The 25,811-nt window shown below is 72.4% G+C and carries 22 protein-coding genes; 4 read left to right on the forward strand and 18 right to left on the reverse strand.

What is annotated here, in order from left to right; genetic code table 11:
• Positions 1-62: 62 nt before the first annotated feature.
• Positions 63-452: a hypothetical protein gene (locus tag RFN52_RS08480; protein ID WP_107458088.1), complete on the forward strand. Its 390-nt coding sequence runs from the start codon at positions 63-65 to the stop codon at positions 450-452.
• 63 nt (positions 453-515) lie between these two features.
• Here RFN52_RS08480 and der read toward each other — a convergent pair whose 3' ends face one another.
• The 5 genes from der to aroH all read right to left on the reverse strand — a co-directional run bounded on the left by der (position 516) and on the right by aroH (position 5,085).
• A complete protein-coding gene (gene der, locus RFN52_RS08485) occupies positions 516-2,009 on the reverse strand; it encodes a ribosome biogenesis GTPase Der (protein WP_184844528.1) in 1,494 nt (497 codons plus the stop codon).
• A gap of 78 nt (positions 2,010-2,087) precedes the next feature.
• Complete coding sequence (locus RFN52_RS08490; RefSeq protein WP_184844531.1) at positions 2,088-2,735, reverse strand: lysophospholipid acyltransferase family protein; 648 nt, start codon at positions 2,733-2,735, stop codon at positions 2,088-2,090.
• Positions 2,732-3,394 carry a (d)CMP kinase gene (gene cmk / locus RFN52_RS08495; protein ID WP_374050211.1) on the reverse strand — a complete coding sequence of 221 codons (663 nt, stop codon included), beginning with the start codon at positions 3,392-3,394 and terminating at the stop codon, positions 2,732-2,734. The genes RFN52_RS08490 and cmk overlap by 4 nt, the downstream gene beginning before the upstream one ends.
• A 246-nt stretch (positions 3,395-3,640) precedes the next feature.
• Positions 3,641-4,726, reverse strand: a complete 1,086-nt coding sequence (locus tag RFN52_RS08500; RefSeq protein ID WP_184844537.1) for a prephenate dehydrogenase — start codon at positions 4,724-4,726, stop codon at positions 3,641-3,643.
• Positions 4,723-5,085: a chorismate mutase gene (aroH, locus tag RFN52_RS08505; RefSeq protein WP_184844540.1), complete on the reverse strand. Its 363-nt coding sequence runs from the start codon at positions 5,083-5,085 to the stop codon at positions 4,723-4,725. The genes RFN52_RS08500 and aroH overlap by 4 nt, the downstream gene beginning before the upstream one ends.
• A gap of 179 nt (positions 5,086-5,264) precedes the next feature.
• Here aroH and RFN52_RS08510 point away from each other — a divergent pair, with 179 nt between their 5' ends.
• Complete coding sequence (locus tag RFN52_RS08510) at positions 5,265-5,705, forward strand: Rieske (2Fe-2S) protein (protein WP_184844542.1); 441 nt, start codon at positions 5,265-5,267, stop codon at positions 5,703-5,705.
• Positions 5,706-5,730: 25 nt separating this feature from the next.
• Here the strand turns inward: RFN52_RS08510 and RFN52_RS08515 are convergent, their stop codons facing one another.
• The 11 genes from RFN52_RS08515 to pyrG all read right to left on the reverse strand — a co-directional run bounded on the left by RFN52_RS08515 (position 5,731) and on the right by pyrG (position 19,419).
• Positions 5,731-6,750 carry an ADP-ribosylglycohydrolase family protein gene (locus RFN52_RS08515; protein WP_184844544.1) on the reverse strand — a complete coding sequence of 340 codons (1,020 nt, stop codon included), beginning with the start codon at positions 6,748-6,750 and terminating at the stop codon, positions 5,731-5,733.
• A complete protein-coding gene (locus RFN52_RS08520; RefSeq protein WP_184844547.1) occupies positions 6,747-7,466 on the reverse strand; it encodes an NUDIX hydrolase in 720 nt (239 codons plus the stop codon). Before RFN52_RS08520 ends, RFN52_RS08515 begins: the two co-directional genes overlap by 4 nt.
• 87 nt (positions 7,467-7,553) lie before the next feature.
• Positions 7,554-8,672 (reverse strand): pseudouridine synthase, encoded by a 1,119-nt coding sequence (locus tag RFN52_RS08525; protein ID WP_031106757.1) that lies wholly within the window; start codon positions 8,670-8,672, stop codon positions 7,554-7,556.
• Positions 8,672-9,358 carry an SMC-Scp complex subunit ScpB gene (gene scpB, locus RFN52_RS08530; protein WP_184844550.1) on the reverse strand — a complete coding sequence of 229 codons (687 nt, stop codon included), beginning with the start codon at positions 9,356-9,358 and terminating at the stop codon, positions 8,672-8,674. Before scpB ends, RFN52_RS08525 begins: the two co-directional genes overlap by 1 nt.
• Positions 9,355-10,395, reverse strand: coding sequence for a segregation and condensation protein A (locus RFN52_RS08535; protein ID WP_374050155.1), 1,041 nt, complete (start codon positions 10,393-10,395; stop codon positions 9,355-9,357). Before RFN52_RS08535 ends, scpB begins: the two co-directional genes overlap by 4 nt.
• A 939-nt stretch (positions 10,396-11,334) precedes the next feature.
• The gene (locus RFN52_RS08540) at positions 11,335-11,919 is read right to left on the reverse strand and encodes a hypothetical protein (protein ID WP_184844556.1); all 585 of its coding nucleotides are present in this window, start codon (positions 11,917-11,919) and stop codon (positions 11,335-11,337) included.
• Complete coding sequence (locus RFN52_RS08545; protein ID WP_184844559.1) at positions 11,904-13,031, reverse strand: ParA family protein; 1,128 nt, start codon at positions 13,029-13,031, stop codon at positions 11,904-11,906. The genes RFN52_RS08540 and RFN52_RS08545 overlap by 16 nt, the downstream gene beginning before the upstream one ends.
• A gap of 425 nt (positions 13,032-13,456) precedes the next feature.
• Entirely contained in the window at positions 13,457-14,581 is a 1,125-nt protein-coding gene (gene ald / locus RFN52_RS08550) for an alanine dehydrogenase (RefSeq protein ID WP_184844562.1), read from the reverse strand.
• Positions 14,582-14,719: 138 nt separating this feature from the next.
• Complete coding sequence (locus tag RFN52_RS08555) at positions 14,720-16,759, reverse strand: tetratricopeptide repeat protein (protein ID WP_184844565.1); 2,040 nt, start codon at positions 16,757-16,759, stop codon at positions 14,720-14,722.
• 280 nt (positions 16,760-17,039) lie between these two features.
• Positions 17,040-17,666 carry an NUDIX domain-containing protein gene (locus tag RFN52_RS08560; RefSeq protein ID WP_184844568.1) on the reverse strand — a complete coding sequence of 209 codons (627 nt, stop codon included), beginning with the start codon at positions 17,664-17,666 and terminating at the stop codon, positions 17,040-17,042.
• Positions 17,667-17,760: 94 nt separating this feature from the next.
• Positions 17,761-19,419: a CTP synthase gene (gene pyrG / locus RFN52_RS08565; RefSeq protein WP_184853831.1), complete on the reverse strand. Its 1,659-nt coding sequence runs from the start codon at positions 19,417-19,419 to the stop codon at positions 17,761-17,763.
• Between the two features lie 527 nt (positions 19,420-19,946).
• On the opposite strand from pyrG, the gene RFN52_RS08570 reads away from it, so the two are divergent.
• A complete protein-coding gene (locus RFN52_RS08570) occupies positions 19,947-21,749 on the forward strand; it encodes a glycoside hydrolase family 15 protein (protein ID WP_031110122.1) in 1,803 nt (600 codons plus the stop codon).
• Between the two features lie 45 nt (positions 21,750-21,794).
• On the opposite strand, the gene RFN52_RS08575 is transcribed toward RFN52_RS08570, so the two are convergent.
• Positions 21,795-22,751: an LLM class F420-dependent oxidoreductase gene (locus tag RFN52_RS08575; protein WP_184844572.1), complete on the reverse strand. Its 957-nt coding sequence runs from the start codon at positions 22,749-22,751 to the stop codon at positions 21,795-21,797.
• 128 nt (positions 22,752-22,879) lie between these two features.
• Between RFN52_RS08575 and RFN52_RS08580 the strand changes: the two genes are divergently transcribed.
• The gene (locus RFN52_RS08580) at positions 22,880-24,559 is read left to right on the forward strand and encodes a PucR family transcriptional regulator (RefSeq protein WP_184844574.1); all 1,680 of its coding nucleotides are present in this window, start codon (positions 22,880-22,882) and stop codon (positions 24,557-24,559) included.
• A gap of 6 nt (positions 24,560-24,565) precedes the next feature.
• Here the strand turns inward: RFN52_RS08580 and RFN52_RS08585 are convergent, their stop codons facing one another.
• The gene (locus RFN52_RS08585; RefSeq protein ID WP_184844578.1) at positions 24,566-25,708 is read right to left on the reverse strand and encodes a glycosyltransferase family 4 protein; all 1,143 of its coding nucleotides are present in this window, start codon (positions 25,706-25,708) and stop codon (positions 24,566-24,568) included.
• Positions 25,709-25,811: the final 103 nt, after the last annotated feature.

The raw sequence follows: 25,811 nt of genomic DNA on the forward strand, positions 1-25,811 counted from the left end.
GCAGACCCGCGAAAGCCGCACCCGGGCCGCATCCCCTGACCCGCGGGGTCGTTTGGACATACGTGCACGCATACGACGTTCCCCGCCGCCAGTCCTTCTCGCCGATTCCGTCCGCGCGATCGGCTCAGGACTCCCAGGGCGGCCCATCGGCCACGCCGATCTACGACGCGCTCTACGCCGAGTACGTCAAGTCCTTCCGCGCACTGCCCGGCGACCGCAGTGGCGAGGAGAAGCTGGGATTCACCGCCTTCGGAAACACCCCGCACGGTTCGGGCTCGTACGCGGGGGCGTACGGCAGCTCCTACAGTGCCTACAGCGCGGGCGCCCAGAGCGCCCGTCATGCCGCCGGGCAGCAGCCGCAGTGGCAACGCGTCGGGACCGTCGCCTCACACAGCACGGGGATGCACCACGTACCGGCCGCGCTGCCGCCAGGGCGGCGCGGCGGCGTCTGAGCGAGCACCGGACACTGGAAAGGGGCGGCCCCGTTCGGGGCCGCCCCTTTCCAGTGCTGCGCGCTACTTCTTCTTGCCGCGCTTCTCGCGCACCCGCACGGAGATGTGGATGGGCGTCCCCTCGAAGCTGAACTCCTCGCGCAGCCGGCGCTCGATGAAGCGCCGGTAGCCCGCCTCGATGAATCCGGAGGCGAACAGCACGAACCGCGGCGGCTTGGTGCCCGCCTGCGTGCCGAACAGGATGCGCGGCTGCTTGCCGCCCCGGACCGGGTGCGGGTGGGCGGCGACCAGCTCACCGAGGAAGGCGTTCAGCCGGCCCGTCGGGACCCGGGTCTCCCAGCCCGCCAGGGCCGTCTCGATCGCCGGTACCAGCTTCTCCATGTGCCGGCCGGTGCGCGCCGAGACGTTCACCCGCGGCGCCCACGCCACCTGGCCGAGCTCGGTCTCGATCTCCCGCTCCAGGTAGTAGCGACGCTCCTCGTCGAGGGTGTCCCACTTGTTGTACGCCATGACGATCGCGCGGCCGGCCTCGACGGCCATGGTGACGATCCGCTGGTCCTGCACCGAGACGGACTCGGAGCCGTCGATCAGGATGACCGCAACCTCCGCCTTCTCGACGGCGGCCGCGGTGCGCAGCGAGGCGTAGTAGTCGGCGCCCTGCTGGAGGTGGACGCGCTTGCGGATGCCCGCGGTGTCGACGAACTTCCAGGTGACGCCGCCGAGTTCGATCAGCTCGTCGACCGGGTCGCGGGTGGTGCCCGCCAGCTCGTTGACGACGACGCGCTCCTCGCCCGCCACCTTGTTCAGCAGCGAGGACTTGCCGACGTTCGGGCGTCCGATCAGGGCGATGCGCCGCGGGCCGCCGATGCCGCCCCCGCCGAACGTCTCGCGCGGCGCCTCGGGGAGCACTTCGAGGACCTGGTCGAGCATGTCGCCCGTGCCGCGGCCGTGCAGCGCGGAGACCGGGTGCGGCTCCCCCAGGCCCAGTGACCACAGGTAGGACGCGTCGGCCTCGCCGCTCTGGCCGTCCACCTTGTTGGCGCACAGCACGACCGGCTTGCCGGCCTTGCGCAGCAGCCGGACGACGGCCTCGTCGGTGTCGGTGGCGCCGACCTTGGCGTCGACGACGAAGACGACCGCGTCGGCGGCCTCGATGGCGTACTCGGCCTGGGCGGCGACGGAGGCGTCGATGCCGAGGACGTCCTGCTCCCAGCCGCCGGTGTCGACGACCTTGAAGCGGCGGCCGGCCCACTCGGCCTCGTAGGTCACACGGTCGCGGGTGACGCCGGGCTTGTCCTCGACGACGGCCTCACGGCGCCCGATGATGCGGTTCACCAGAGTCGACTTGCCGACATTGGGGCGGCCGACGACGGCGAGGACGGGCAGCGGGCCGTGCCCGGCCGCCTCGATGGCGCCTTCGACGTCTTCGAGGTCGAAGCCCTCCTCGGCGGCGAGCTCCATGAACTCCGCGTACTCGGCGTCGCCGAGCGCCCCGTGGTCGTGCTCGTACGCGCCCTCGGAGGCGTCCGAGCCGTCGGGCTGGATGTGGTCGTTCATGAAGTCCGTACCTCGTCGTTCATCGTGGTGGTCGGTGGAGTACCCGCTGTTCCGGGCTGATCCACTACTCAGTGTCGCCTAGCGCCCGGTGAGGCGCCTGGCGTTTTCCAGGTGGGCCGCGAGCTGTTTCTGGATGCGCCCGGTGGCCTCGTCCAGCGCCTTGCGCGTCCGGCGGCCGCTGCCGTCGCCCGCCTCGAAGGGCTCGCCGAAGACGACGTCGACGCGGGAGCGCAGCGGAGGCAGCGCCTTTATCAACCGTCCGGGCTTGTCGGAACTTCCCAGCACGGCCACCGGGACGATCGGGGCGCCGCTGCGCACAGCGAAGTACGCGAGGCCGGCGCGCAGCGAGGCGAAGTCACCCTCGCCCCGGGTGCCCTCCGGGAAGATGCCGAGCACGCCGCCGCCCGCCAGGACGCCCAGCGCGTGGGTGATCGCCGTGCGGTCGGTGGTGTCGCGGTCGACCTTCACCTGCCCGATGCCGAGCAGGAAGGGGTCCAGCGGCCCGATGAAGGCTTCCTTCTTGATCAGGAAGTGCGTCGGCCGGGGCGCCACGCCCATGACCATCGGGCCGTCGATGTTGTGGGAGTGGTTGACCGCGAAGATCACCGGGCCGCTCGCGGGCACCCGCCAGGCGCCGAGCACGCGCGGCTTCCACAGCCCGTACATCAGGCCGACGCCGATGCGCCGCCCGACCTCGGCACCCCGCGCCGAAGGCAGATCGGTCACTTTCCGGCCCGCTTCTCCTCGACGAGGGTGACGACGCACTCGATGACCTGGGCCAGCGTGAGCTCGGTGGTGTCCACCTCGACGGCGTCGTCCGCCTTGGCGAGCGGGGAGGTCTTGCGGCTGGAGTCGGCGGCGTCCCGCTTGATCAGGGCCTCGCGGGTGGAGTGGACGTCGGAGCCCTTCAGCTCGCCGCTGCGGCGGGCGGCGCGCGCCTCCGGGGAGGCGGTGAGGAAGACCTTGAGGTCGGCGTCGGGCAGCACCGTCGTGCCGATGTCCCGGCCCTCGACGACGATGCCCTGCTCGGCGGAGGCGGCGATCGAGCGCTGCAGCTCGGTGATCCGGGTGCGCACCTCGGGCACCGCGCTGACCGCGCTGACCTTGGAGGAGACCTCCTGGGTGCGGATCGGGCCGGCCACGTCCATGCCGTCGACCGTGATGGCCGGGCCCTCCGGGTCGGTGCCGGAGACGATCTCGGGCTTGCCCGCGGCGGCGGCGATGGCGGACGGGTCGTCTATGTCGATGCCGTTGCTCACCATCCACCAGGTGATCGCCCGGTACTGGGCGCCGGTGTCCAGGTAGCTCAGCCCGAGCTGGGCCGCCACGGCCTTCGAGGTGCTCGACTTGCCGGTGCCGGCGGGGCCGTCGATGGCGACAATCACTGGCGTGGCGCTTTCCACAGTGGGGACCTTCCTGAACCGGGCTCGGCGGGGTGAGGGCGCGACTGCCCCGCACAAGGTTACTGGGTTCGCGTCACTCGTCCGGCCGCGCGTCCGGGACGGCCGCGCACGACCGCCGACGGCGCTCGGCCACATCCAGCCCGTCCCACGCGTGAGGACGAGGCCGTTCAGGCCGAAGCGGGGCCCGGGGGCGGCAGCACCCGGAGTCGGCCCGCCCATCCGTACCTCCTACTGCCGGATCGCCCAGCCCCGTTCCCGCAGCGCGGCGCTCAGGACCGGGGCCGCCTTGGGCTCCACCATCAGCTGCACCAGACCGGCCTGCTGCCCCGTCGCGTGCTCGATCCGCACGTCCTCGATGTTGACGCCGGCCAGGCCCGCGTCGGCGAAGATCCGGGCCAGCTGTCCCGGCTGGTCGTCGATGAGCACGGACACGACCTCGTAGGCCCTCGGCGCGGACCCGTGCTTGCCGGGGACGCGGACCTGCCCGGCGTTGCCGCGCCGCAGGACGTCCTCGATCCCGCCGGCGCCCTCGCGGCGCTTGTGGTCGTCGGAGGACTGCAGGGCGCGCAGGGCCCGCACGGTCTCCTCCAGGTCTGCGGCGACGTCCGTGAGCAGGTCGGCGACCGGCGCGGGGTTCGCGGAGAGGATGTCGATCCACATCCGCGGGTCGGAGGCGGCGATCCTCGTCACATCGCGGATGCCCTGCCCGCACAGTCGAACGGCGGACTCCTCGGCGTGCTCCAGCCGCGCGGCGACCAGGCTGGAGACCAGGTGGGGCATGTGGGAGACGAGGGCGACGGCCCGGTCGTGGGCGTCGGCGTCCATGACGACCGGCACGGCCCGGCAGTGCGAGACCAGCTCCAGGGCGAGGTTCAGCACCTCGGTGTCGGTGTCCCTGGTCGGGGTCAGCACCCAGGGGCGGCCTTCGAAGAGGTCCGCGGTCGCGGCCAGCGGGCCGGACTTCTCCCGGCCCGACATGGGGTGCGAGCCGATGTACGCCGACAGGTCGAGGCCGCGCGCCTCCAGCTCGCGGCGGGGCCCGCCCTTGACGCTGGCGACGTCGAGGTAGCCGCGTCCCGCACCGCGGCGGATGGCGTCGGTGAGCACGTCCGCCACGTGCGCGGGCGGGGCGGCGACGATCACGAGGTCGACGGGCCCGTCCGGCGTCTCGTCCGTCCCGGCGCCGAGCGCGGCCGCCGTACGGGCCTGCTCCGGGTCCGGGTCGGCGAGGTGCACGGTGACGCCCCGCTGGGACAGGGCCAGCGCGGCGGACGTGCCGATGAGGCCGGTGCCGATGACGAGTGCGGTCCTCACTGGGCGATGTCCTTGCGCAGGGCTGCCGCGGCGCCGAGGTAGACGTGGGCGATGCCGGCCCGGGGCCGGTCGGACTCGATGTGCGCGAGGACCCGGACGACACGCGGCATGGCGCCCTCGATGTCCAGCTCCTGGGCGCAGATGAGGGGCACGTCGACGATGCCCAGCTTGCGGGCGGCGGCGGCCGGGAAGTCGCTGTGCAGGTCGGGCGTGGCCGTGAACCAGATGCTGATCAGGTCGTCGGCGGCGAGATCGTTGCGCTCGAGGATCTCCGTGAGCAGGGCTCCGACCTGCTCGTCCATGTGCCCGGCCTCGTCCCGTTCGAGTTGGACGGCGCCCCGGACCGCTCGTACCGCCACAGCGATGCTCCTTGCTGACGTGCGTGTCGCTCTACGTCCGACCAGCCTAGTCAGCCGACGCGGCCGGGGTGTGCGGCGCCCGCCCGGTGAGACGCCAGGATCAACGCCTTTGGGTAGGTTCAGTGCAAAGATGCTGCACATTCCGATTCACCCCTCTTTGGCACCTTCGGAGTGACGACATGACCTACGAGACCACGCGCCGCACGGTTCTCCTCGCGACGGGCGCGACCGGCGCCACGGCGCTCGTCGCGGCCTGCGGCGGAGGCGGCGACGACAACGGTTCCGAGTCGACGAGCTCCCCCACCGGCCAGGACGCGACGAGCGCCCCCGGCGGCCAGGTCCTGGCCGACATCGACGAGATCCCGGTCGGCGGCGGCAAGATCTTCAAGGACGAGGAGGTCGTCGTGACCCAGCCGGAGCAGGGTCAGTTCAAGGCCTTCTCGGCGATCTGCACCCACCAGCGCTGCCTGGTGTCCACCGTCTCCGACGGCACGATCAACTGCCCCTGCCACGGCAGCAAGTTCCGCGTCGCCGACGGCGCGGTGGCGCACGGCCCGGCGACCCGGCCGCTGCCCTCCGAGAAGATCACGGTGGAGGGGAACTCGGTCCGCCTGACGTGAGCGCCCACGACCGGGCCCCGCGGCCTCACGCGTCCCACAGCGCCCCGAACGTGAGCAGGTCGGTCCGGTACTCGACGCGGTCGGCCCACTCGGTGGGCCAGGCCTCCGCGCCCAGGTAGGCACCCGCGAAGGCGCCCGTCAGGCAGGCGATCGAGTCCGAGTCGCCGGCGGTGCACGCGGCGCGGCGCAGAGCGGTCACCGGCTCGTCGACGAAGAGCAGGAAACACAGCAGCCCGGTCGCCAGGGCCTCCTCGGCGATCCAGCCCTCGCCGGTGGCCAGGCAGGGGTCGGTCTCCGGCGAGACGGTGCGCACGGCGCGCTGGAGCCGTTCGAGCACCTCCAGGCACTCGTCCCAGCCGCGCGCGATGAACTGCCCGGGGCTGGGGTCCCCGGCCCGCCGCCACAGGTCGCCGAGCCAGCGCTCGTGGTAGTGGCCGCGGTTCTCCAGGGCGTAGGAGCGGAGCAGGCCGACGAGCCCCGTCGGCTCGGCGCCCTGCGCGAGCAGACGTACGGCGTGCGCGGTGAGGTCGGAGGCGGCGAGCGCGGTGGGGTGTCCGTGGGTGAGGGCGGACTGCAACTGGGCGGCGCCCGCGCGCTGTTCGTCACTGAGGCCGGGGACCAGACCCAGAGGCGCGACGCGCATGTTGGCGCCGCAGCCCTTGGATTCCGTCTGGCTGGCGTCCTGCCAGGGGCGGGACTCGTCCTTCAGCAGGTAACAGGCCTTCATGCAGGTGCGGCCCGGAGCCCGGTTGTTCTCCGGGGACTGGTACCAGTCCACGAACTCCTCGCGCAGGGGCCGGGCCAGACGCAGTGGGGTGAGCAGCCCCCGGTCCATAGCCGTCCGCACCGCCCGCCCGAGCGCCAGTGTCATCTGGGTGTCGTCCGACACGGTGGCCCGCTCGGGCAGGTCCAGCTGCCGCCAGGGACCGAACCTGGCGAGTATCGACGGAACGTCACTGAACTCGGTCGGGTACCCCAGCGCATCCCCGAGGGCCAGGCCCGTGAGCGCTCCGGTGGCGGCTTGCTTGTGGACGAGCATGGTCATGCGGGGCGTCCTTCCCGGGCGGGCCGGAGGAGAGGCGGGTGGAGTGCGGTGGCGGTGCCGGCGCGGTACAGCGCGGCGGGTTTGCCGCGGCCGCCGGTCAGCCGCGCGGCACCCGGGACGGCTTCGACGAAGCCCGGCGTGGCGAGCACCTTGCGCCGGAAGTTGGGCCGGTCCAGCTCGGTGCCCCACACGGTCTCGTAGACCTGCTGGAGCTCGCCGAGGGTGAACTCGGGCGGGCAGAAGGCGGTGGCGAGGCAGGTGTACTCGAACTTGGCGCCGACGCGGTCGTGGGCGTCGGCCAGGATGCGGTCGTGGTCGAACGCGAGCGGCCCCGCCGTGCCGTACGGCACCCAGCGGGCCTGCGCCGCGTCGCTGCCGCCGTGCGCCTCGGGGGCGTCGGGCAGCAGCGCGGCGAAGGCGACCGAGACGACCCGCATCCGGGGGTCGCGGCCGGGCTCGCTGTAGGTCCGCAGCTGCTCCAGATGCAGCCCCGAGACATCGGACAGGCCGGTCTCCTCGGCGAGTTCACGCCGGGCGGCCGTCTCCGCCGACTCGTCCGGCTGCAGGAATCCACCGGGCAGCGCCCAGTGCCCGGCGTACGGCTCCTGCCCGCGCTCGACGAGCAGCACGTGCAGCGCCCCCTCCCGGAGCGTGAACACCGCGAGGTCGACGGTGACGGCGAAGGGCTCGTGGGCGTACTTGTCGTAGCCGTTCATGGCGAGTACCGAACACCCCCTTTAATAGTCACTGCGACTATAAAAGGGGGTGCGGGTCGCTCACAAGCCCTCGGAGGAAGGTGATCCCTAGAGGTCGACCTCCTGCATCAGCATGCCGACCTCGGTGTTGGACAGCCGCCGCAGCCAGCCCGACTTCTGGTCGCCCAGGGTGATCGGTCCGAAGGAGACCCGGACCAGCTTGTCGACCGGGAAACCGGCCTCCGCGAGCATCCGGCGCACGATGTGCTTGCGGCCCTCGTGGAGGGTGACCTCGACGAGGTAGTTCTTGCCGGTCTGCTGGACGACCCGGAAGTGGTCCGCGCGGGCGTAGCCGTCCTCCAGCTGGATGCCGTCCTTGAGCTGCTTGCCCAGGTCACGCGGGATGGGCCCGACGATGTGCGCGAGGTAGGTCTTCTTCACGCCGTACTTCGGGTGGGTCAGCCGGTGGGCCAGCTCACCGTGGTTGGTGAGCAGGATGACGCCCTCGGTCTCGGTGTCGAGCCGGCCGACGTGGAAGAGCCGCGTCTCGCGGTTGGTGACGTAGTCACCGAGGCACTGCCGGCCCTCCGGGTCCTCCATCGTGGACACGACACCGGCGGGCTTGTTGAGCGAGAAGAACTGGTAGCTCTGCGTGGCGACGGTCAGACCGTCGACCTTGATCTCGTCCTTCTCCGGGTCGACGCGCCGCCCCTGCTCCAGGACGATCTCGCCGTTGATCTCGACGCGGGCCTGCTCGATCAGCTCCTCGCAGGAGCGCCGGGAGCCGAAGCCCGCGCGGGCGAGGACCTTCTGCAGCCGCTCGCCCTCCTGCTCGGCGCCGGGGAAGGTCTTCGGGAGCTTGACCTCCTTCTTCCCGGCGTACCGGTCGCGGTTGCGCTCCTCGATCTGCGCCTCGTACTCACGGGGGCGCGCCGGGGCCGTGCGCCCCGGCTTCTGGGGCTGCTTGGGGCCGCCCTTGGCGCCACCGCGGGCCGCGCCGCCGCGCCCGGCCTTTGGGCCGTCCTTGGTCGCCCCGGGGCCCACGTCGTAGCGGCGCTCCTCCGGGCGCGGCTTCTTCGGACGGCCACTGCCCTGCTTGTCGTCGCGGTTGTTGCCGGCGCCGCGGAAGTTGCCGCGACCACCACCACTCCCGCCGCGGCCGCCGCTGTTGCCACCACGGCTCCCGCCGTTGTTTCCGCTGCTGTTCCTGCCGCTGCTGCTTCGCATCAAAGTTCCGTCTGGTCGTCTTCGTCGTGGGTCCCCGGGCTCACCGGGCGGCCCGGCACGTCGTCGTCAGGCGCGTCCGGGTCGAACGACGGTACGCCCTCCTGGGTCTCGGCCTCGATCGCCTCCGCCTCCGGGAGGAAGGGCGCGAGCTCCGGGAGCTCGTCCAGACCGCGCAGGCCCATCCGCTCCAGGAAGTAGTTCGTCGTCCTGTACAGGATCGCACCTGTTTCGGGTTCCGTGCCCGCCTCCTCTATCAGACCGCGCTGGAGGAGGGTGCGCATGACACCGTCGCAGTTGACTCCGCGGACGGCCGAGACCCGGCTGCGGCTGACCGGCTGCCGGTAGGCGACGACGGCCAGGGTCTCCAGGGCGGCCTGGGTGAGGCGGGCCTGCTGGCCGTCCAGGACGAAGCGCTCGACGGCCGGCGCGAAGGCGGCACGGGTGTAGAAGCGCCAGCCGTTCGCGACGTACCTCAGCTCGAAACCGCGGCCCTGGACGGTGTACTCGTCGGCGAGCTCGCGCAGTGCGTCGGCGATCTGCCGCTTCGGCCGCTCCAGTATCTTCGCGAGGTGCTCCTCGGTCGCGGGCTCGTCCACGACCATGAGGACGGCCTCCAGGGCCGGTTTCAGATCGAGACCGGCGACGGCACTCGGCCCGGCCGGCAGCTCGGTCGTTCGCTCGCTCACGCCTTCTTCTCCTCCTTCGGCGGCTCGGGCGGCCGGTCGAACTCGTCGGTGACGGTCGGGGTCTCGTCCCCGTCCCCGCCGGTCCACCGCACGAGCAGGTCCCCGAGCGCGGTCTCCTGCTCCAGCGCGACGGCCTTCTCGCGGTACAGCTCCAGCAGGGCGAGGAACCTCGCCACGACGGTCAGGGTGTCGTCGGTGTCCGCCACGAGGGCCCGGAAGCTGGCCTCGCCGAGCTCCCTGAGCCGGGCCACGACGATCTGCGCCTGCTCCTGCACGCTGACCAGCGGGGCGTGGATGTGGTCCACGTAGACCTGCGGCTTGGGCCGCGGCTGCATCGCCTTCACGGCGAGCTTGGCGAATCCTTCCGCCCCGATGCTGATGACGACGTCGGGCAGCAGCTCGGCGTGGTGCGCTTCGAGGCCGACGGTACGGGGGTAGCGCCGGGCCTCGTCGTCGAGACGCCCGCTGAAGATGTCGGCGATCTGCTTGTACGCGCGGTACTGCAGCAGCCGGGCGAACAGCAGGTCCCGCGCTTCGAGCAGCGCGAGATCGCCCTCGTCCTCCACCTCGGCGGCGGGCAGCAGCCGCGCGGCCTTCAGATCGAGCAGGGTGGCGGCGACGACCAGGAACTCGGTCGTCTCGTCCAGGTCCCAGTCCGGCCCCATCGCCCGGATGTGGGCCATGAACTCGTCGGTCACCTTCGACAGCGCCACCTCGGTGACATCCATCTTGTGCCGCGAGATCAACTGCAACAGCAGATCGAAGGGCCCCTCGAAGTTGGCGAGCCGAACCTTGAAGACCCCGTCGTCCGCCGCCGCGTCACCGCCCGGGGCGGGCACGGAAGCCCTCTCGGACACGGTCACCGCATCCGAGGGCAGCGTCTCGGCAGCAGCCGGACTCATCTCCCCCACGGACACCGGCCCGGACGCGCCCGCGGGCGGCGCGATGGGCTCCGCCACGTCCGCAGGCAGTGCGATGGTGCCGGCCACGCCCGCAGCCGACGCCACCGGACCGGACGCGCCCGCAGCCGGTGCCAAGGGCCTGGACGCGTCCACCGGAGGCGCGACGGGCCCAGCCATGTCCACCGGCCCAGCCGCCTCCGCAGGCGGTGCCACGGGCCCGGCCATGTCCTCCGGCCCGAGGGCCGTGCCGTCCAGAGAACCGGCCGAGGAAACCGCGGGCCCGGCGCTCTCGGGCGACAAGTTCGGCTCGGCCACCGGCACACCCGCGCCCGCAGGCCGCGCAGCGGGCTCGGCCACGCCCGCAGCCGGCGCTACCGTGCCGGACGGATCCACAGGCGGTGCCACGGGCCCGGCCATGTCCTCCGGCCCGGGAGCCGTGCCGTCCAGGGAACCCGCCGAGGAAACCGCGGGCCCGGCGCTCTGGGGCGGCGAGCTCGGCTCGGCCCCGTCCGCAGACGGCCCCGCCGGACCGGACACGTCCGCAGGCGGTGGCATGGACCCGGGCGCGCCCGCAACCGGCACGACCGGCCCAGCCGCCTCCGCAGGCGGTCCAGCAGGCCCGGACACGTCCACCGGCCGCGCGACGGGCCCGGCCACGTCCACCGGCCCGGGGGCCGTGCCCTCCAGGGAACCGGCCGGTGAAGCCGCAGGCCCGGCGCTCTGGGCTGGGAAGCTCGGTTCGGCCACCGGGTCGGCCGGCGCCGCAGGGGCGACTGTCGCGCTTGTGGGTGACGATCCGTACGGGACCGTCTCCGGCTGCGGCTCGACCGGCGAAGCTGCCCCGTCGCCGTCCGCCGAGGACCCGGGCGACTCGGCCGCCTCGGTCCCGGGCCGCTCGACCGGCGCCGCAGGGTCCTTCTCCTCCGGTGAGGGGGGCGGCTCGGCCTCTCTCGGCTCAGCCGGCGGAGCCGTCCATGGAGCCCCCGGCCCTCTCCCCAGCGCACGCCGGCGGCCGGCCGGGCCGCCGGGGGGAGGTGGGGAAGCGTTCGAGGTCATGGCCCCCGCAGGCTACCGCTACCGCCCGCGCAGTCGTCGTACGAGGATGCTGGCGTCTCCGCGGGTCTCCAGGTCGGCGAGGACCACCGCGACCGCCTCGCGGACGATGCGCCCGCGGTCGACGGCCAGGCCGTGCTCGCCGCGGAGCACCAGACGGGCGTGCTCGAGGTCCATCAGCTCCTCGGCCGACACGTAGACCGTGATCTTCTCGTCGTGCCGCTCACGGCCGCTGGGGCGGCGCGAGGGGCTCCGCCCGCGCTTGCGGGGCGCGGCCCCTGCGGCACCGGAGGCAGAACCTTCCTGCGCCGTCTGCCGACGGGCGGACCCGGAGCGCTCGGCGGTCGCGGAACGGCTGTGGGCCTCCCCGGCCTCGGCCGGCTCCGCGTCCACCGCGACATGCTCGGCGCCCTCGCCGTCACCGCCCTGCGCGGGCACCGACTGCGGTGCGTCCTCCGCGGCCGCTGCCGCGTCGCCCTCCCCCGCCGGAGCGGGCACCCGGGCGTCGCCGTTGGCCTGACGCCTGGGCTGGGACGACTGAAGCGCCATCCCCCCTGTCGTACGGAAGAGTTCGTCGGCCCCCGGCAGACTCACTCGGCGTGACACCGGGCGAGCACCTCCCTGGCAAGCTGGCGATAGGCGGCGGCACCGACGGAGTTGGAGGCGTAGGTCGTGATCGGCTCACCGGCGACCGTGGTCTCCGGGAAGCGGACCGTGCGCCCGATGACCGTGTGGTAGACGTGGTCGTCGAACGCCTCGACCACACGCGCGAGCACCTCACGGCTGTGCACCGTGCGCGAGTCGTACATCGTGGCGAGGATGCCGTCGAGTTCCAGCTCGGGGTTGAGCCGCTCCTGGACCTTCTCGATGGTCTCCGTCAGCAGGGCCACGCCGCGCAGCGCGAAGAACTCGCACTCCAGAGGCACTATCACCTTGTGCGCGGCCGTCAGGGCGTTCACCGTGAGCAGGCCGAGCGAGGGCTGGCAGTCGATGACGATGAAGTCGTAGTCGGGCAGCAGCGGCTTCAGGGCGCGCTGCAGCGTCGACTCGCGGGCGACCTCGGAGACGAGCTGGACCTCGGCCGCCGACAGGTCGATGTTGCTGGGCAGCAGGTCCATGTTGGGGACCGCCGTCTTCAGCAGCACCTCGTCGGCCGCCATCCCCCGCTCCATGAGCAGGTTGTAGACGGTGAGGTCGAGTTCCATCGGGTTGACGCCGAGTCCGACCGACAGCGCGCCCTGCGGGTCGAAGTCCACGAGCAGGACCCGGCGTCCGTACTCCGCGAGCGCGGCACCCAGGTTGATGGTCGACGTGGTCTTGCCGACGCCGCCCTTCTGGTTGCACATCGCGATGATCTTCGCGGGGCCGTGTTCGGGCAGCGGTCCCGGGATCGGGAAGTACGGCAGCGGCCGCCCGGTCGGGCCCACACGCTCCCGGCGCTGTCTGGCCGCGTCGGGCGCGAGAGTGGCCGCGTACTCGGGGTCGGGCTCGTACTCCGCGTCGGGGTCGTAGAAGTGCCCCTCGGGCAGTTCGTCGTAGTCGGCGAAGTGGTTGTGGGGCGCGCCACTTCCGTCGCCGGCCATGGCGTTCACGTGATGGCCATCCATCTTCTGGTGTGCTGTGTGAGTCGCCTGCGGACTCTGGTGGGCTGCGAAGGTGCGCACAGCGACGGAGCCGACAGCCGCGAACCCCGCGGGCTCCTGGTCCCGTGCAGGCATTCCTGGTTGGCCACCCCCGGGAGTAAATGTCGACTCATTCACAAGTCGTCTTACCTCCTTGGTGACCAGGAAACTTCTAGACAGGTCAGCGTGGCACCATGCCGACAGCTGGCGACTCTATGGCGTGTCGGGCGTCCGCAGCAACACAATCCGCCGGACCCGGCCCGATGTGTCGGCAATGAAACATCCCGCTGTCAAGGGCGTACGGCCGTCGCACGGCAGGTTTCACCGGTGTGCGAATCGGTTGAAGGGTTACGTTCGAGGCGAGTTGCGCGAGAATCGCGAAGTGACCATACACACATCCGGCCGGACCTCGTCGGGCAAGGTCCGGCCGGGTGCGCGGCGTTGACGACCGGTGTTGACGTATCGCCTTTGCCGGTTGGTTACTTAGCCGACTTTCCGGCTGCCGAGGGATGGCGGGCGGCTCAGCCGAGCAGCGAGGTCAGCTCCACGTGCTCCACGCCGTGCGCCTCGGCGACCTCGCGGTAAACGACCTTGCCGTCGTGGGTGTTGAGGCCCTTGGCCAGCGCCGGGTCGCGGCGCAGCGCGTCCACCCAGCCGTGGTTGGCCAGCTCGACGATGTACGGCAGCGTCGCGTTGGTCAGCGCGTAGGTGGAGGTGTTCGGCACCGCGCCGGGCATGTTGGCGACGCAGTAGAAGACCGAGTTGTGCACCGGGAAGGTCGGCTCGGCGTGGGTGGTCGGACGGGAGTCCTCGAAGCAGCCGCCCTGGTCGATCGCGATGTCGACAAGGACACTTCCGGGCTTCATTCGCGAGACGAGCTCGTTGGTGACCAGCTTCGGGGCCTTGGCGCCCGGGATCAGCACGGCGCCGATGACGAGGTCGGCCTCCAGGCAGGCCTTCTCCAGTTCGAAGGCGTTGGAGACGACGGTCTGGATCTTCGTGCCGAAGACCTTGTCCGCCTCGCGGAGCTTGTTGATGTCCTTGTCGAGCAGGGTCACGTGGAAGCCCATGCCGATGGCGATCTGCGCGGCGTTCCAGCCGGAGACACCGCCGCCGATCACGACGGCACGGCCGGCCAGCACGCCGGGGACACCGCCGGGCAGCACGCCGCGGCCACCGTTGGCGCGCATCAGGTGGTAGGCGCCGACCTGCGGGGCCAGCCGGCCCGCGACCTCGGACATCGGGGCGAGCAGCGGCAGCGCGCGGCTGGGCAGCTCGACGGTCTCGTAGGCGATGGCGGTGGTGCCGGACTCCAGGAGGGCGTCCGTGCACTCCTTGGAGGCGGCCAGGTGCAGGTAGGTGAAGAGCGTCTGGTCCTTGCGGAGGCGGTGGTACTCCTCGGCGATGGGCTCCTTGACCTTCAGCAGCAGGTCGGCGGCGGCCCACACCTCGTCGGCGGTGTCCAGGATCTGCGCACCGGCGGCGACGTACTCGGTGTCGGGGATCGAGGAGCCGACGCCGGCGCCACGCTCGATGACGACCTGGTGGCCGTGGCGCACCAGCTCGTGCACGCCGGCGGGGGTGATGGCCACCCGGAACTCGTTGTTCTTGACCTCGCGGGGGATGCCGACCTTCACGTCGATCACGGTCCTTGGCTCAGAGGGTATGGGGGGTATTTCTTAGACATACCCGGGCACGCACGGGCACACCGGGAGAGACCGCAGGAGAACGTGCGGCAGAGCCAGTCTAATGAAGGTGTTCTCGCTGTCTAGCCTTTCATTGCATCAATCTTCAGCTGATGCGGTACGGATTTCGCAGGCGTCAGGGTCATTTTGAAGGTTTGAGTCGCCGAGAATCCGCTCGGCGGCGCCCCGGTGCAGCCCGGCCGACGCGGGATCGCCCAGGTGCTCCAGGGTGTCGGCGACCCGCAGATGCAGGGCGGCCTGCAGTCGCGGGTCCTCGGCGCGCCGCGCCCACTCCACCGCCTCCCGGCAGGTGCGCAGCGACTCCTCGGGCCGGCCCGCGTACTCCTGCACCCGCGCCAGCTCGCTCAAGGCGCATGCCTGGGCGGCCACGTCGCCGTTCTTGCGGTGCCCTGCGACCGCCGCGCGCCAGTTCCGCAGGGCCTCGCCGTAGCGGCCCGCGAAGGTGTGTGCGGCGGCGATCCGCCCGTAGAGCCGGGCGGCCTCGGCGCGCTCGCCCCGGGCGAGCCGCTCGACCAGCGCGCGGCCGAACCAGTCGGCGGCCCGGTCGTAGTCGCCGAGCTCCAGGTGCGCGCCGCCTACGGATTCCATCGCGCGGCATGTCGCGTACGGGTCGTTCACCTCGCGCCCGGCGTCCAGCGCGGCCCGGTAGCTCGTCAGGGCGTCGGCGGTACGGCCGGCGCGGGCGTCGAGGTCGCCGAGGTTCAGCAGGGCCGCGGCACGCTCGCGGGGCAGGTTGCGGCGCTCGGCGATGCCGAGGACGAGGCTGTGGATGTCGTAGAGGTCGGCGGCGGCGGCCTGGGTGCCGATGTGCGCCGCCATCGCCCGGACCAGCTGGGTCATCAGCCGTCGGGCCAGGGTGTCCAGCTCCCCGTCGGCGACCGCGAGCCGGACCGAGGCCAGCAGCGCGGGCCGGGTCAGGCGCAGCCAGTCGGCGGCCGCCCTCGGAGTGGGGAAGCGCAGTGCACTCGGCATGTCGAGGAGCTTCTGGCGCGCCTGGGGGCTGTCGGTCTCGGTGATGGCCCGGCAGGCCTGGAGCAGGCGTACGGTCCGCTCCAGCATGCGGGCGCGGGCCAGCTCGAGCTCGGCGGGGCGTTCCTGGTGCTCGGCGAGGATCCGCAGCTGGGGGTGCAGGCAGCCGGGCACCTCGTACTGCGGCAGCGGTGTGTCCACCGCGTGCAGGAAGCCCAGGGCGACGAAGTCGTCGAGGGTGGTGTGCGCGCTGTCCACCGAGCAGCCTGCGAGTGCGGAGGCGGTCTGCGGGTCGACCAGTCCGGCCGGGGCGAGGGCGAGCAGACGCAGCATCCGGGCGGCGCCGGCGGGCAGGGCGGCGTAGGCGAGCCGGAACACCCGGGTCAGGGCGGTGCCCTCGGTGTCCTCGGCGCGCAGCTGCTTGGCGAGGTCGGAGACGGAGGCCTTGGGGCGGGCCGCGAGCCAGCCCCCCGCCAGCATCAGCGCGGCGGGCTGCCCCTGGCACTCCTCGGCGAGGCCCTCGGCGGCCCGGGGGTCGACGGTGATGCGGACCGAGCCGGTGTGCCGGGTCAGCAGCTCCACCCCGGATTTGGCGTCCAGGCCGCCCAGGGTGCAGGGGCGGACGTCGGAGATGCCGGTCAGCGGGCCTTCGGAGACCGCGACGACGAGACAGTCCGGGGTGTCGGGGAGCAGGGCGTCGACCTGCCCGGCGTCGGCCGCGTCGTCCAGCAGGAGCAGGGCTCGGCGGTCGGCCAGGGCGGTGCGCAGGGCGTCGGTGAGGTCGTCCTCGCAGGCCCCGGCCGGCGCCGGACTGTCCAGGGCGGTGAGGAGGTGGCGGGCGGCACGTCCGACGGGGACCGGGGTGCCGCCCGGCTCGGTCAGTCTCGCCCGCAGCACTCCGTCGGGGTAACGGTCCGCAACCTGCCGGACGAGTTCCTCGGCGAGTGCCGTGCGGCCCGACCCGGGCCGGCCGGCGATGAGCAGCACGCGCGCGCGGGGTGCTTTGCGGCCGGCCAGGGTGTCCAGTCCGGCGCGCTCGATGTCGGCGCGCAGTTCCTTCAACTCCCGTGTGCGGCCCAGGAACTCGATCTCCCCGGCAGCGCGCCCGGCGTGCCGCACGTCGCCTGTCTCCACGACCTGATCCGCCACGGGCCACACTCCCGTCCCACCGCACACGCGAGCCCGCCGGGACTCCGGTTCGGGCGTGCCTCAGAGCCTAATTCACGCTCTGCAACGTTCCGGGTGGAGCACGGCGGGGGGACGGCCACTTCCCCCGATCGGATCAACAGATCGTAGGACTGACAGCGTCGGGGTCGCGCCCGAAAGGGGCGCGGGCCTGTGCCGGATCTGCGGCTCCGCCGCGCGGGCGCGACGAGCCACGACGGTGCCGCACCCGAGGGACGACCCCCGCGGCACCCCCGGCGCAGCGCTACGCCTCGAACGGACGCGCCGGCCACGGCGCCAGGGCCGGGCGCAGGGCGTCCAGGCCGTCACCACCCCGGGCGGCGACCAGCGAGAGGACGCCCACGACGAGGCAGTTGTTGTGGAGCTCGCCGGCCAGCACGCCCCGCACGAGGTCCTCGACCGGCACCCGGTCCAGGACCATGTCGGCCTCTTCCTCTTCGACGGCGAAGCGCTCGCCCTCGGCCTCGGACAGGTCGCGCGCCAGGAAGATCCGGACGGCCTCGTCGCAGCCGCCGGGCGTGGTGTAGACGTCGGTCAGCACCCGCCAGTCCTCGGCCTTGACGTGCGCCTCCTCGTACAGCTCGCGCTGCGCGGCGTGCAGCGGGTTCTCGCCGGGGACGTCGAGCAGTCCGGCCGGGATCTCCCACAGCTTGTGGCGCACGGGGTGGCGGTACTGGCGCAGCACCAGCACGCGGTCGTCCGCGTCGAGGGCGAGGACGGCCACGGAGCCGGGGTGGACCTGATAGTCGCGGCCGACCACGGTGCCGTCGGGCATGACCACGGCGTCGGTGCGGACGGAGGTCTTGTTGCCCACGAAGGGAGTCTGCGTCGCCCGGATCTCCCACTCCTCCGGGGCGTCCTTGATCGTCATGCCTGTCCTTCCACGTGCCACACGACCTGCCGAAACGAAACCGGGGTGCACACCCTTTGAAGGGATGCACCCCGGCCACCGTACAACTGGTGTGTTACTTCGAAGTCTTCCGCTCGACCGAGGCCTTGACGAGCCCGGCGAACAGCGGGTGCGGGCGCGTCGGCCGGGAGCGCAGCTCCGGGTGGGCCTGCGTGGCGACCAGGTACGGGTGGACGTCGCGCGGGTACTCGACGTACTCGACGAGCTTGCCGTCCGGCGAGGTGCCGGAGAACTGGATGCCCGTCTGCTTCTCCAGCTCGGCCCGGTAGGCGTTGTTCACCTCGTAGCGGTGCCGGTGGCGCTCCTCGACGTACTCCTTGCCGTCGTACACCTCGCGCACGATCGAGCCCTCGGCGAGCTTGGCCGGGTACATGCCGAGCCGCATGGTGCCGCCCATGTCACCCTCACCGGCGACGATGTCGAGCTGCTCGGCCATGGTGGAGATGACGGGGTGGCCGGTGGCCGGGTCGAACTCGGTGGAGTTGGCGTCGGTGATGTCGGCCAGGTTGCGCGCGGCCTCGATCACGATGCACTGCAGGCCGAGGCAGAGGCCGAGCAGCGGGATCTTGTTCTCGCGGGCGTACTTGATCGCGCCGACCTTGCCGAGCACACCGCGGTCGCCGAAGCCGCCGGGGATGCAGATGCCGTCGACGTCGCCGAGCTGCGCCGCGGCGCCCGCCGGGGTCTTGCAGTCGTCGGAGGTGACCCACTTGATCTTCACGCGGGCGCGGTTGGCGAAGCCGCCGGCGCGCAGCGCCTCGGTGACCGACAGGTAGGCGTCGGGCAGGTCGATGTACTTGCCGACCAGGGCGAGGGTGATCTCGTGGTCGGGGTTGTGGACGCGGTCGAGCAGGTCGTCCCAGGTCGTCCAGTCGACGTCGCGGAACGGCAGGTCCAGCTTGCGGACGACGTAGGCGTCCAGGCCCTCGCCGTGCACGGTCTTCGGGATGTCGTAGATCGAGCGGGCGTCGGGGCAGGCCACGACGGCGGCCTCGTCGACGTCGCACATCAGCGAGATCTTCCGCTTGATCGCGGTGGGTACCTCGCGGTCGCAGCGCAGCACGATCGCGTCCGGCTGGATACCGATGTTGCGCAGGGCCGCAACCGAGTGCTGGGTGGGCTTCGTCTTCAGCTCACCCGAGGGGCCGATGTACGGCAGGAGCGAGATATGGACGACGAAGACGTTGTCACGGCCGACCTCGTGACGGACCTGGCGGACGGTCTCCAGGAACGGCAGCGACTCGATGTCGCCGACCGTGCCGCCGACCTCGGTGATCACGACGTCGACCTCGTCCGTCGCCATGCGGCGGATGCGGTGCTTGATCTCGTTGGTGATGTGCGGGATGACCTGCACGGTGTCACCCAGGTACTCGCCGCGCCGCTCCTTGGCGATCACGGTGTTGTACACCTGGCCGGTGGTGACGTTGGCGGAGCCGTCGAGGTCGCGGTCGAGGAAGCGCTCGTAGTGGCCGATGTCCAGGTCGGTCTCGGCGCCGTCGTTGGTGACGAACACCTCACCGTGCTGGAAGGGGTTCATCGTGCCCGGGTCCACGTTCAGGTACGGGTCGAGCTTCTGCATCACGACGCGCAGACCGCGGGCCTTGAGCAGCATGCCGAGGCTGGAGGCCGTCAGGCCCTTGCCCAGCGAGGAGGCGACACCCCCGGTGACGAAGATGTGCTTGGTCGTCGAATTACGAAAAGCGGCGGGCGGCATGGCCAAGACGGGGCTCCCGTGGTCGCGGTCTGGGGGTGCGGTGCGGCTGCCCGCCGGAGAATTCCGGGGTGCCGTCGCTGCGGTTCGGGGGTTCCCTGTCGGGAAGGGGCCCACCGGTCCACGGGCTACCAGCGTATCAGCGCCGCGGGGCGCCGGCTTCCGGCCACGCTCCGCACACATCCCGACACGGAGGCGGCCACACTCACCGCTTCCTCACCCGTTGCTCACTCGTTCGGCGTACTCCCCTTGTCCGGACGGGCACCCGGATCATCCGCCTGCGTCGTATCCTGCTCGGACACTCGCTGCCGAGCCCGTCCGGCCCAACGGGACCACCCCCCGCCCGTAAGCACCGGAACAACGTGAGCTCGTCAGTTCGTTGAGCAACAATTGGCGCTTTGCATCAGGGCTGAGTGACCTGTTTTGCTTCATTGCTCAACGCCGCACTGCAAGACTTGCTGAAACCCCCCTTGACCGCACTAGCGACAGCCCCCTCGTGGGGTGACGTGGCCGTTCGACTGGAGTTGCACGTGGCCGGGCGCATCGAAGACTACGCACTCATCGGAGACATGCAGACCGCTGCCCTGGTCTGCCGGGACGGCACAGTCGACTGGCTGTGCCTGCCCCGCTTCGACTCGCACGCCATCTTCGCCGGCCTGCTGGGCACCGAGGAGCACGGCTTCTGGCGGCTCGGCCCCGCGTACGCCTCCGACCAGCAGCCCCCCACGGCAGCGCGGCGCAGCTACCGGGGCGACTCGCTGATCCTGGAGTCGGAGTGGGACACCCAGCGGGGCACGGTCCGGGTGACCGACTTCATGCCGCCGCGTGACGGCGCCCCGCAGCTGATCCGGATCGTGGAGGGCGTCTCGGGCCGCGTGCCGATGCGCTCGGCGCTCAGGATGCGGTTCTCCTACGGGCGGGTGGTGCCGTGGGTGCACAAGCACGAGGGGCGCACGGTGGCCGTGGCGGGCCCCGACTCCGTGTGGTTCGACACATCCGCGGAGACCTACGGCAAGTCGCTGACGACGTACGCGGACTTCACGGTCGCACCGGGTGACCGGATCGCGTTCACGATCTCCTGGCAGCCCTCGCACAAGGAGCCGCCGCCGCTGCCCGAGCCGGAGCAGTCGCTGGAGGCGACGGAGGACTTCTGGCGCGAGTGGGTCGACCACTGTACGTACCACGGCCCGTACCGGGAGGCCGTGGTCCGCTCGCTGATCACGCTGAAGGCCCTGACGTACGCCCCGACCGGCGGCATCGTCGCCGCGCCCACCACCTCCCTGCCGGAGGACATCGGCGGCGTCCGCAATTGGGACTACCGCTACACCTGGCTGCGCGACGCGGCGATCACCCTGTCCTCGCTGCTGCGCACCGGCTACCGCGAGGAGGCCCGCGCCTGGCGCGAGTGGCTGCTGCGGGCGGTGGCCGGCGACCCGGAGAACCTGCAGATCATGTACGGCATCGCCGGCGAGCGCGAGCTCGGCGAGGCGGAGCTGGACTGGCTGCCCGGATACGAGAACTCCGGCCCGGTCCGGGTCGGCAACGGCGCGGCCCACCAGCTCCAGCTGGACGTGTACGGCGAGGTCACCGAGGCCCTGCATCTGGCCCACATGACGGGCCTCGCCCGCAACGACTACGCCTCGCTGCTCCAGCTGAAGCTGATCCGCTACCTGGAGGACCACTGGCAGGAGCCGGACGAGGGCATCTGGGAGGTGCGCGGCCCGCGCCGCCACTTCGTGCACTCCAAGGTGATGGCCTGGGTCGCGGTCGACCGCACGATCAAGCTGATCGAGTCCGGTGACGCGGACGGCCCGCTGGAGCGCTGGCGGGAGCTGCGCGACGACATCCACCGGGACGTGTGCGAGCGGGGCTACGACAAGGAGCGCAACACCTTCACCCAGTCGTACGGCTCGAAGGAGCTGGACGCCTCCCTGCTGCTGATCCCGCAGATGGGCTTCCTGCCGCCGGACGACAAGCGGGTCATCGGCACGATCGAGGCGATCCAGCGTGAGCTGTCCACGTCTGACGGTTTCATCCTGCGCTACCCGACCACCAGCGGCGACGAGAACGTCGACGGTCTGCCCGGCGACGAGGGCGCGTTCCTGGCGTGCTCGTTCTGGATGGCCGACGACCTGGCGATGATCGGCCGCGTGGACGAGGCCCGCAAGCTGTTCGAGAAGCTGCTGTCCCTGCGCAACGACCTCGGTCTGCTGGCCGAGGAGTGGGACCCCCGTCTGCAGCGCCAGGTCGGCAACTTCCCGCAGGCCTTCAGCCATGTGCCGCTCATCGACACGGCACTGCGTCTGACGGCTTCGGGCGCGTACGGCGGCTGAGCGGGGGCGTCACCCGGGGGTGTCACTCCGGCCCTCCCGTGGGCCTCACTGCGGCCTGAGGGCCGTGAGCGTGCGCTCCCCCGCGGGGTCCGCGGCCGTGGCCGGGACGAGGGCTATCTCGTCCAGTCCGGCCTCGGCGTAGGCGGCGATGCGGGCGCGGACGGTGTCCGTGTCGCCGACGAGGGCGACCGTGCCGGCGGCCTCGGGCGGCAACGCCCGCAGCAGGGTGTCGGCGTCGGCGCCCTTGGCGGCCAGCTCGACGACCTCGGCGAACCCCGCGTCGACGAACATGTCGCTGTAGCCCGGCACCGCGAGGTAGCCGACGACGCTGCGCAGGACCTGCGTGAGCGTCTCCGGCTCCGGATCGACGGCGGCGGGCAGCCAGGCGGCCAGCCGCGGCGGGGTACGTCCCGCCTTCTCGGCGGCCGCGAGCATCCGGCCGCGCAGCATGCGGACCTGCTCGGGCGAGACGAGGTCGAGCAGCATCCGGTCGGAGTGCGCGACGGCGGCGGCGACGGCCCGCTCCCCGAACGCGGCGACGGTGACCGTGCCTCCGGGCGGCGGCAGCCGGCGCGGAAAGCCGCTGCCGGGCACGATCGGCTCGCCCGGCACACTGTCCATCAGCGCCCGTACGGCCGACGCCGACTCCGCCAGGGCCGCCGCGGGCCGGGTACGCGGCCGGCCGTGCACGCCCTCGACGACCCGCTTGCTGGACGTGCCCAGGGCCACCCCGACGGGCCGGCCGGTGACGGCCGCGGTGGAGGCGGCACCCCGGACGATGGTGAGCGGATCGCGCACCGACACCGGGACGGGCCCGGCGGTCAGCGCGACCTGCTCGGTGGCGGCGCCGATCGCCGTCGCCAGGACGAACGAGTCCCACGTGGGTCCCTCGCCGGCCCAGACCTCCCGGTACCCGAGCCGGTCGGCGAGCACCGCGACCCGCAACGGCTCCTCGACCGGACTGTCGTCCTCCCGCCCTACCGCCACCACGCTCATGTCCATGACGGCGCCCGTACCCGGTCGGTCACGCGCTAATCCGGGGGGAGATCCGGCGCGGGATCCGGGAGGTGATCATTTCGGTGCCCCGCCGGAGATGTCCGCAGGGCTCCCGCGCGGGTAGCGTCCGGCACATGGAGAGCGGGACGGACAGCGGTTACGACACCCAGGGCGCCGGGATCACCGTGCAGCGGGCGCTGGAGCTGCCGGGGCTGCGCAGCGGGCTGCCCGAGGTGCTGGCGGGCGCCGAGCGGCTCGGGCGGACCGTGCGCTGGGTGCACGCCGGCGAGGTGCCGCACATCGCCTCCCTGCTCAAGGGCGGTGAACTCCTGCTGACCACGGGCTACGGCCTCGGCACCCGGCCCGCCGAGCAGCGGGCGTTCGTGCGCACCCTGGCCGAGCGCGGCATCGCGGCCCTGGTCGTGGAGCTCGGTCCGCGCTTCACCCGGCTGCCCGCGGCCCTCGTCGACACGGCACGCTCCGCCGGGCTGCCGCTCGTCCAGCTGCACCGCGAGGTGCCGTTCGTGACGGTCACGGAGGAGGTCCACACCGAGATCGTCAACGGCCACTACGCGCTGCTGCAGCGGGCCGAGGAGGTGCACCGGCGGTGCACGCAGGCCCTGCTGAGCGGCGGCGGGGTGCCCCAAGTGCTCGGCATCCTCGCCGACTTCGCCGCGAACCCGGTGTTCCTGGAGACGGCGGACGGGCAGTTGCTGTACGCGGCCGGGTCCGGGCCCGAGGGTGCGGACCCGCTCCAGGTGTGGGAGGGGCTGCGCGGCCAGCACAAGGACGAGCCGCCGCTCGCGGGATCGGTGCTCGTGGACGTGCCGGGCGGCGGGCCGGGCAGCGGGGGCGTCCGGGCCCGGCTCATTCTGCTGCCCGTGCGGACTCCCCTGGCTCCGGTGCACCGGATGGCCGCCGAGCGGGCCGCGGGCATCCTGGCCGTGGTACTGATGCAGGCCCGCCAGGAGGAGGAACTGGCGGCGCGCGGGCGCGGCGACTTCCTCACCGACCTCGCCGAGGGCCGGGTCACGGCCGAGGACGCCCCGGCGCAGGCCCGCGTCCTGGGTTTCCGGCCGGGCAACGGCCCGCTGCTGCCGGTGGTCATGCGGCTCGGGGACGCCCTGTCCGCGGACGGGGGCGGTGCCCGCTCCGGCGGAGCCGAGAGCGGGGGTGGCTGGGCCGTGCTGGCCCGCGCGGTCTCGGAGGAGCTGTCGTCGTTGGGCGTGCCGGTGCTGCTCGGGGTGCGGCCGGTGGAGGGCCGGGTGCTGGTGCTGCTCGGGCTGCGTGCGGAGTCGGAGCGGGCGGCGGTCGCGGACCGGGTCGCGGCGGCTCTGCGGGCCGGTGTGGGCCGGGCCGGGCTGCCGCGGCCGGGCGGGCAGCCGCCCGTGATGGTCGTGGGGGCGGCGGGTCCCTGGCCGGCCGCCGCCTCAGGCCTGCGGCACGCGGCCGAGACGGCGACGGCGGCCCAGGGCCTGCCGGACCGGCCCTGGTACGACGCCCGCCGCCTCGACATCGACCTGTTGCTGTGGCGGCTGCGCGACCACGAGGACCTGGCGGCCTTTGTGGACCGCGCCCTCGGCCCGCTGCTGGAACACGACCGCCGCTCCCGGCCGCCGCTGCTGCCCACGCTCACGACCTACCTCGCCCACGCGGGACGCAAGGCGGAGACGGCCCGCGAGCTGCATCTGAACCGGCAGACCCTGTACAACCGCCTGGCCCGCATCGGGGAGTTGCTGGGCACGGACCTCGACGACCCGCAGACGGTCCTGGCCCTGAGCCTGGCCCTGCGGGCCCGCAGGCACGTGCAGTGACGGTTTCTACGGAAGAGGACGGGGCTGGGTCAACTCGTCGTACACGCTGAGCACTTGGGCGACCGTCTCGTCCTCGGTCGGCCAGGTGGCGGCCTGCCGGGCGCCTTTGGCCGCCAGCAGGTCCCGCCGTTCCTGGTCCCCGAGCAGCCGCACGACGGCGTCGGCGAGGGCCTTCGCGTCCCCGTACGGGACGAGTTCGGCCGCGTCGCCGACGAGTTCGGGGATGCCGCCGACCTCGGTCGCGACGAGTGGCACGCGTGCGTGGAGGGCCTCCTGGGCGAGGACGGAGCGTGCCTCCCAGCGGCTCGGCAGCAGGGCGAGGTCGGCAGCGGCGAGCAGATCGGTGATGTCGTCGCGCCGCCCGATGAGCCGGACCGGCAGCCCCTCCTCCTCGATCCGCGCCTGGAGTTCACCGCGCAGCGGTCCCTCCCCGGCGATCACGACCAGCGGCACGGGATCGAGGCGGCGCCAGGCGCGTGCGGCGTCCAGCAGCACGTCGTATCCGCGGTGGCGTTCCAGGGAGCCGACCGCCATCAGCAACGGCCGTCCGATGGAGCCGAGTTCGGCGCGCACCTTGGGCCGCCGCCGGTCGGGGTCGTCGGGCTCACGGGGCCTGCGGGGACCGGGCAGTGCGACGGCCGCGAGCCGGGCGTCCCGCGCGCCGGTCCGCCGGGCCCGGTCCACGAGCGCCGAGGTCGTCCCCAGCACCACCGTGGCCGCCTTCACGACCCTTCGCTCCAGCACGCGCAGCATGTGGGCACGCGCGCCGTCGGCGTGCGCTCGGTCGTGCCACGTCACCACCAGCGGAGTACGCACGCGTCGCCCGCTGAGGGCGAGCACGGTACGGAAGGAGGCGTGCAGCCCGTGCGCGTGCACCAGATCGGCGTTGGCGCAGGCCGCCCGCAGCGCGGCCACCGACACCGGGTCGCTGCTACGTGGTACGTGCACGTGGTCGGCCCCGGCACCGCTGAAGTCATAGGCGCGATCGGCCTCATAGGGGGCGCACACGGTGACTTTCACGCCCCGCGCGACGAGCCCCGCAGCCAGCGTGCGCACATGTGCGCTACTGGCGGCATTGCCTCCGCCCAGCACCTGCACGGTGCGCAGCGGCAACTGGCCATGCGGTGAGTGGCTGCTCACGGGGGTCACGTGGCCGGGCTCCTGGTTCGGGTCGGGCGGTCACGACGTGGTTTCGCACGCGTACTCCGCCAAGGATGCCAGGACACAAGGGGGTTCCGGGAACGCCCGGAAC

The organism is Streptomyces collinus, assembly GCF_031348265.1.
In the GTDB taxonomy this organism is placed as follows: Bacteria; Actinomycetota; Actinomycetes; order Streptomycetales; family Streptomycetaceae; genus Streptomyces; species Streptomyces collinus.

Bases quoted from the DNA above. Each gene is read 5' to 3' on its own strand.
- der (WP_184844528.1), bottom strand. From the start codon at position 2,009: ATGAACGACCACATCCAGCCCGACGGCTCGGACGCCTCCGAGGGCGCG.
- RFN52_RS08510 (WP_184844542.1), top strand. From the start codon at position 5,265: ATGACCTACGAGACCACGCGCCGCACGGTTCTCCTCGCGACGGGCGCG.
- RFN52_RS08515 (WP_184844544.1), bottom strand. From the start codon at position 6,750: ATGACCATGCTCGTCCACAAGCAAGCCGCCACCGGAGCGCTCACGGGC.
- RFN52_RS08520 (WP_184844547.1), bottom strand. From the start codon at position 7,466: ATGAACGGCTACGACAAGTACGCCCACGAGCCCTTCGCCGTCACCGTC.
- RFN52_RS08525 (WP_031106757.1), bottom strand. From the start codon at position 8,672: ATGCGAAGCAGCAGCGGCAGGAACAGCAGCGGAAACAACGGCGGGAGC.
- RFN52_RS08545 (WP_184844559.1), bottom strand. From the start codon at position 13,031: ATGCCTGCACGGGACCAGGAGCCCGCGGGGTTCGCGGCTGTCGGCTCC.
- RFN52_RS08560 (WP_184844568.1), bottom strand. From the start codon at position 17,666: ATGACGATCAAGGACGCCCCGGAGGAGTGGGAGATCCGGGCGACGCAG.
- pyrG (WP_184853831.1), bottom strand. From the start codon at position 19,419: ATGCCGCCCGCCGCTTTTCGTAATTCGACGACCAAGCACATCTTCGTC.
- RFN52_RS08575 (WP_184844572.1), bottom strand. From the start codon at position 22,751: ATGGACATGAGCGTGGTGGCGGTAGGGCGGGAGGACGACAGTCCGGTC.
- RFN52_RS08580 (WP_184844574.1), top strand. From the start codon at position 22,880: ATGGAGAGCGGGACGGACAGCGGTTACGACACCCAGGGCGCCGGGATC.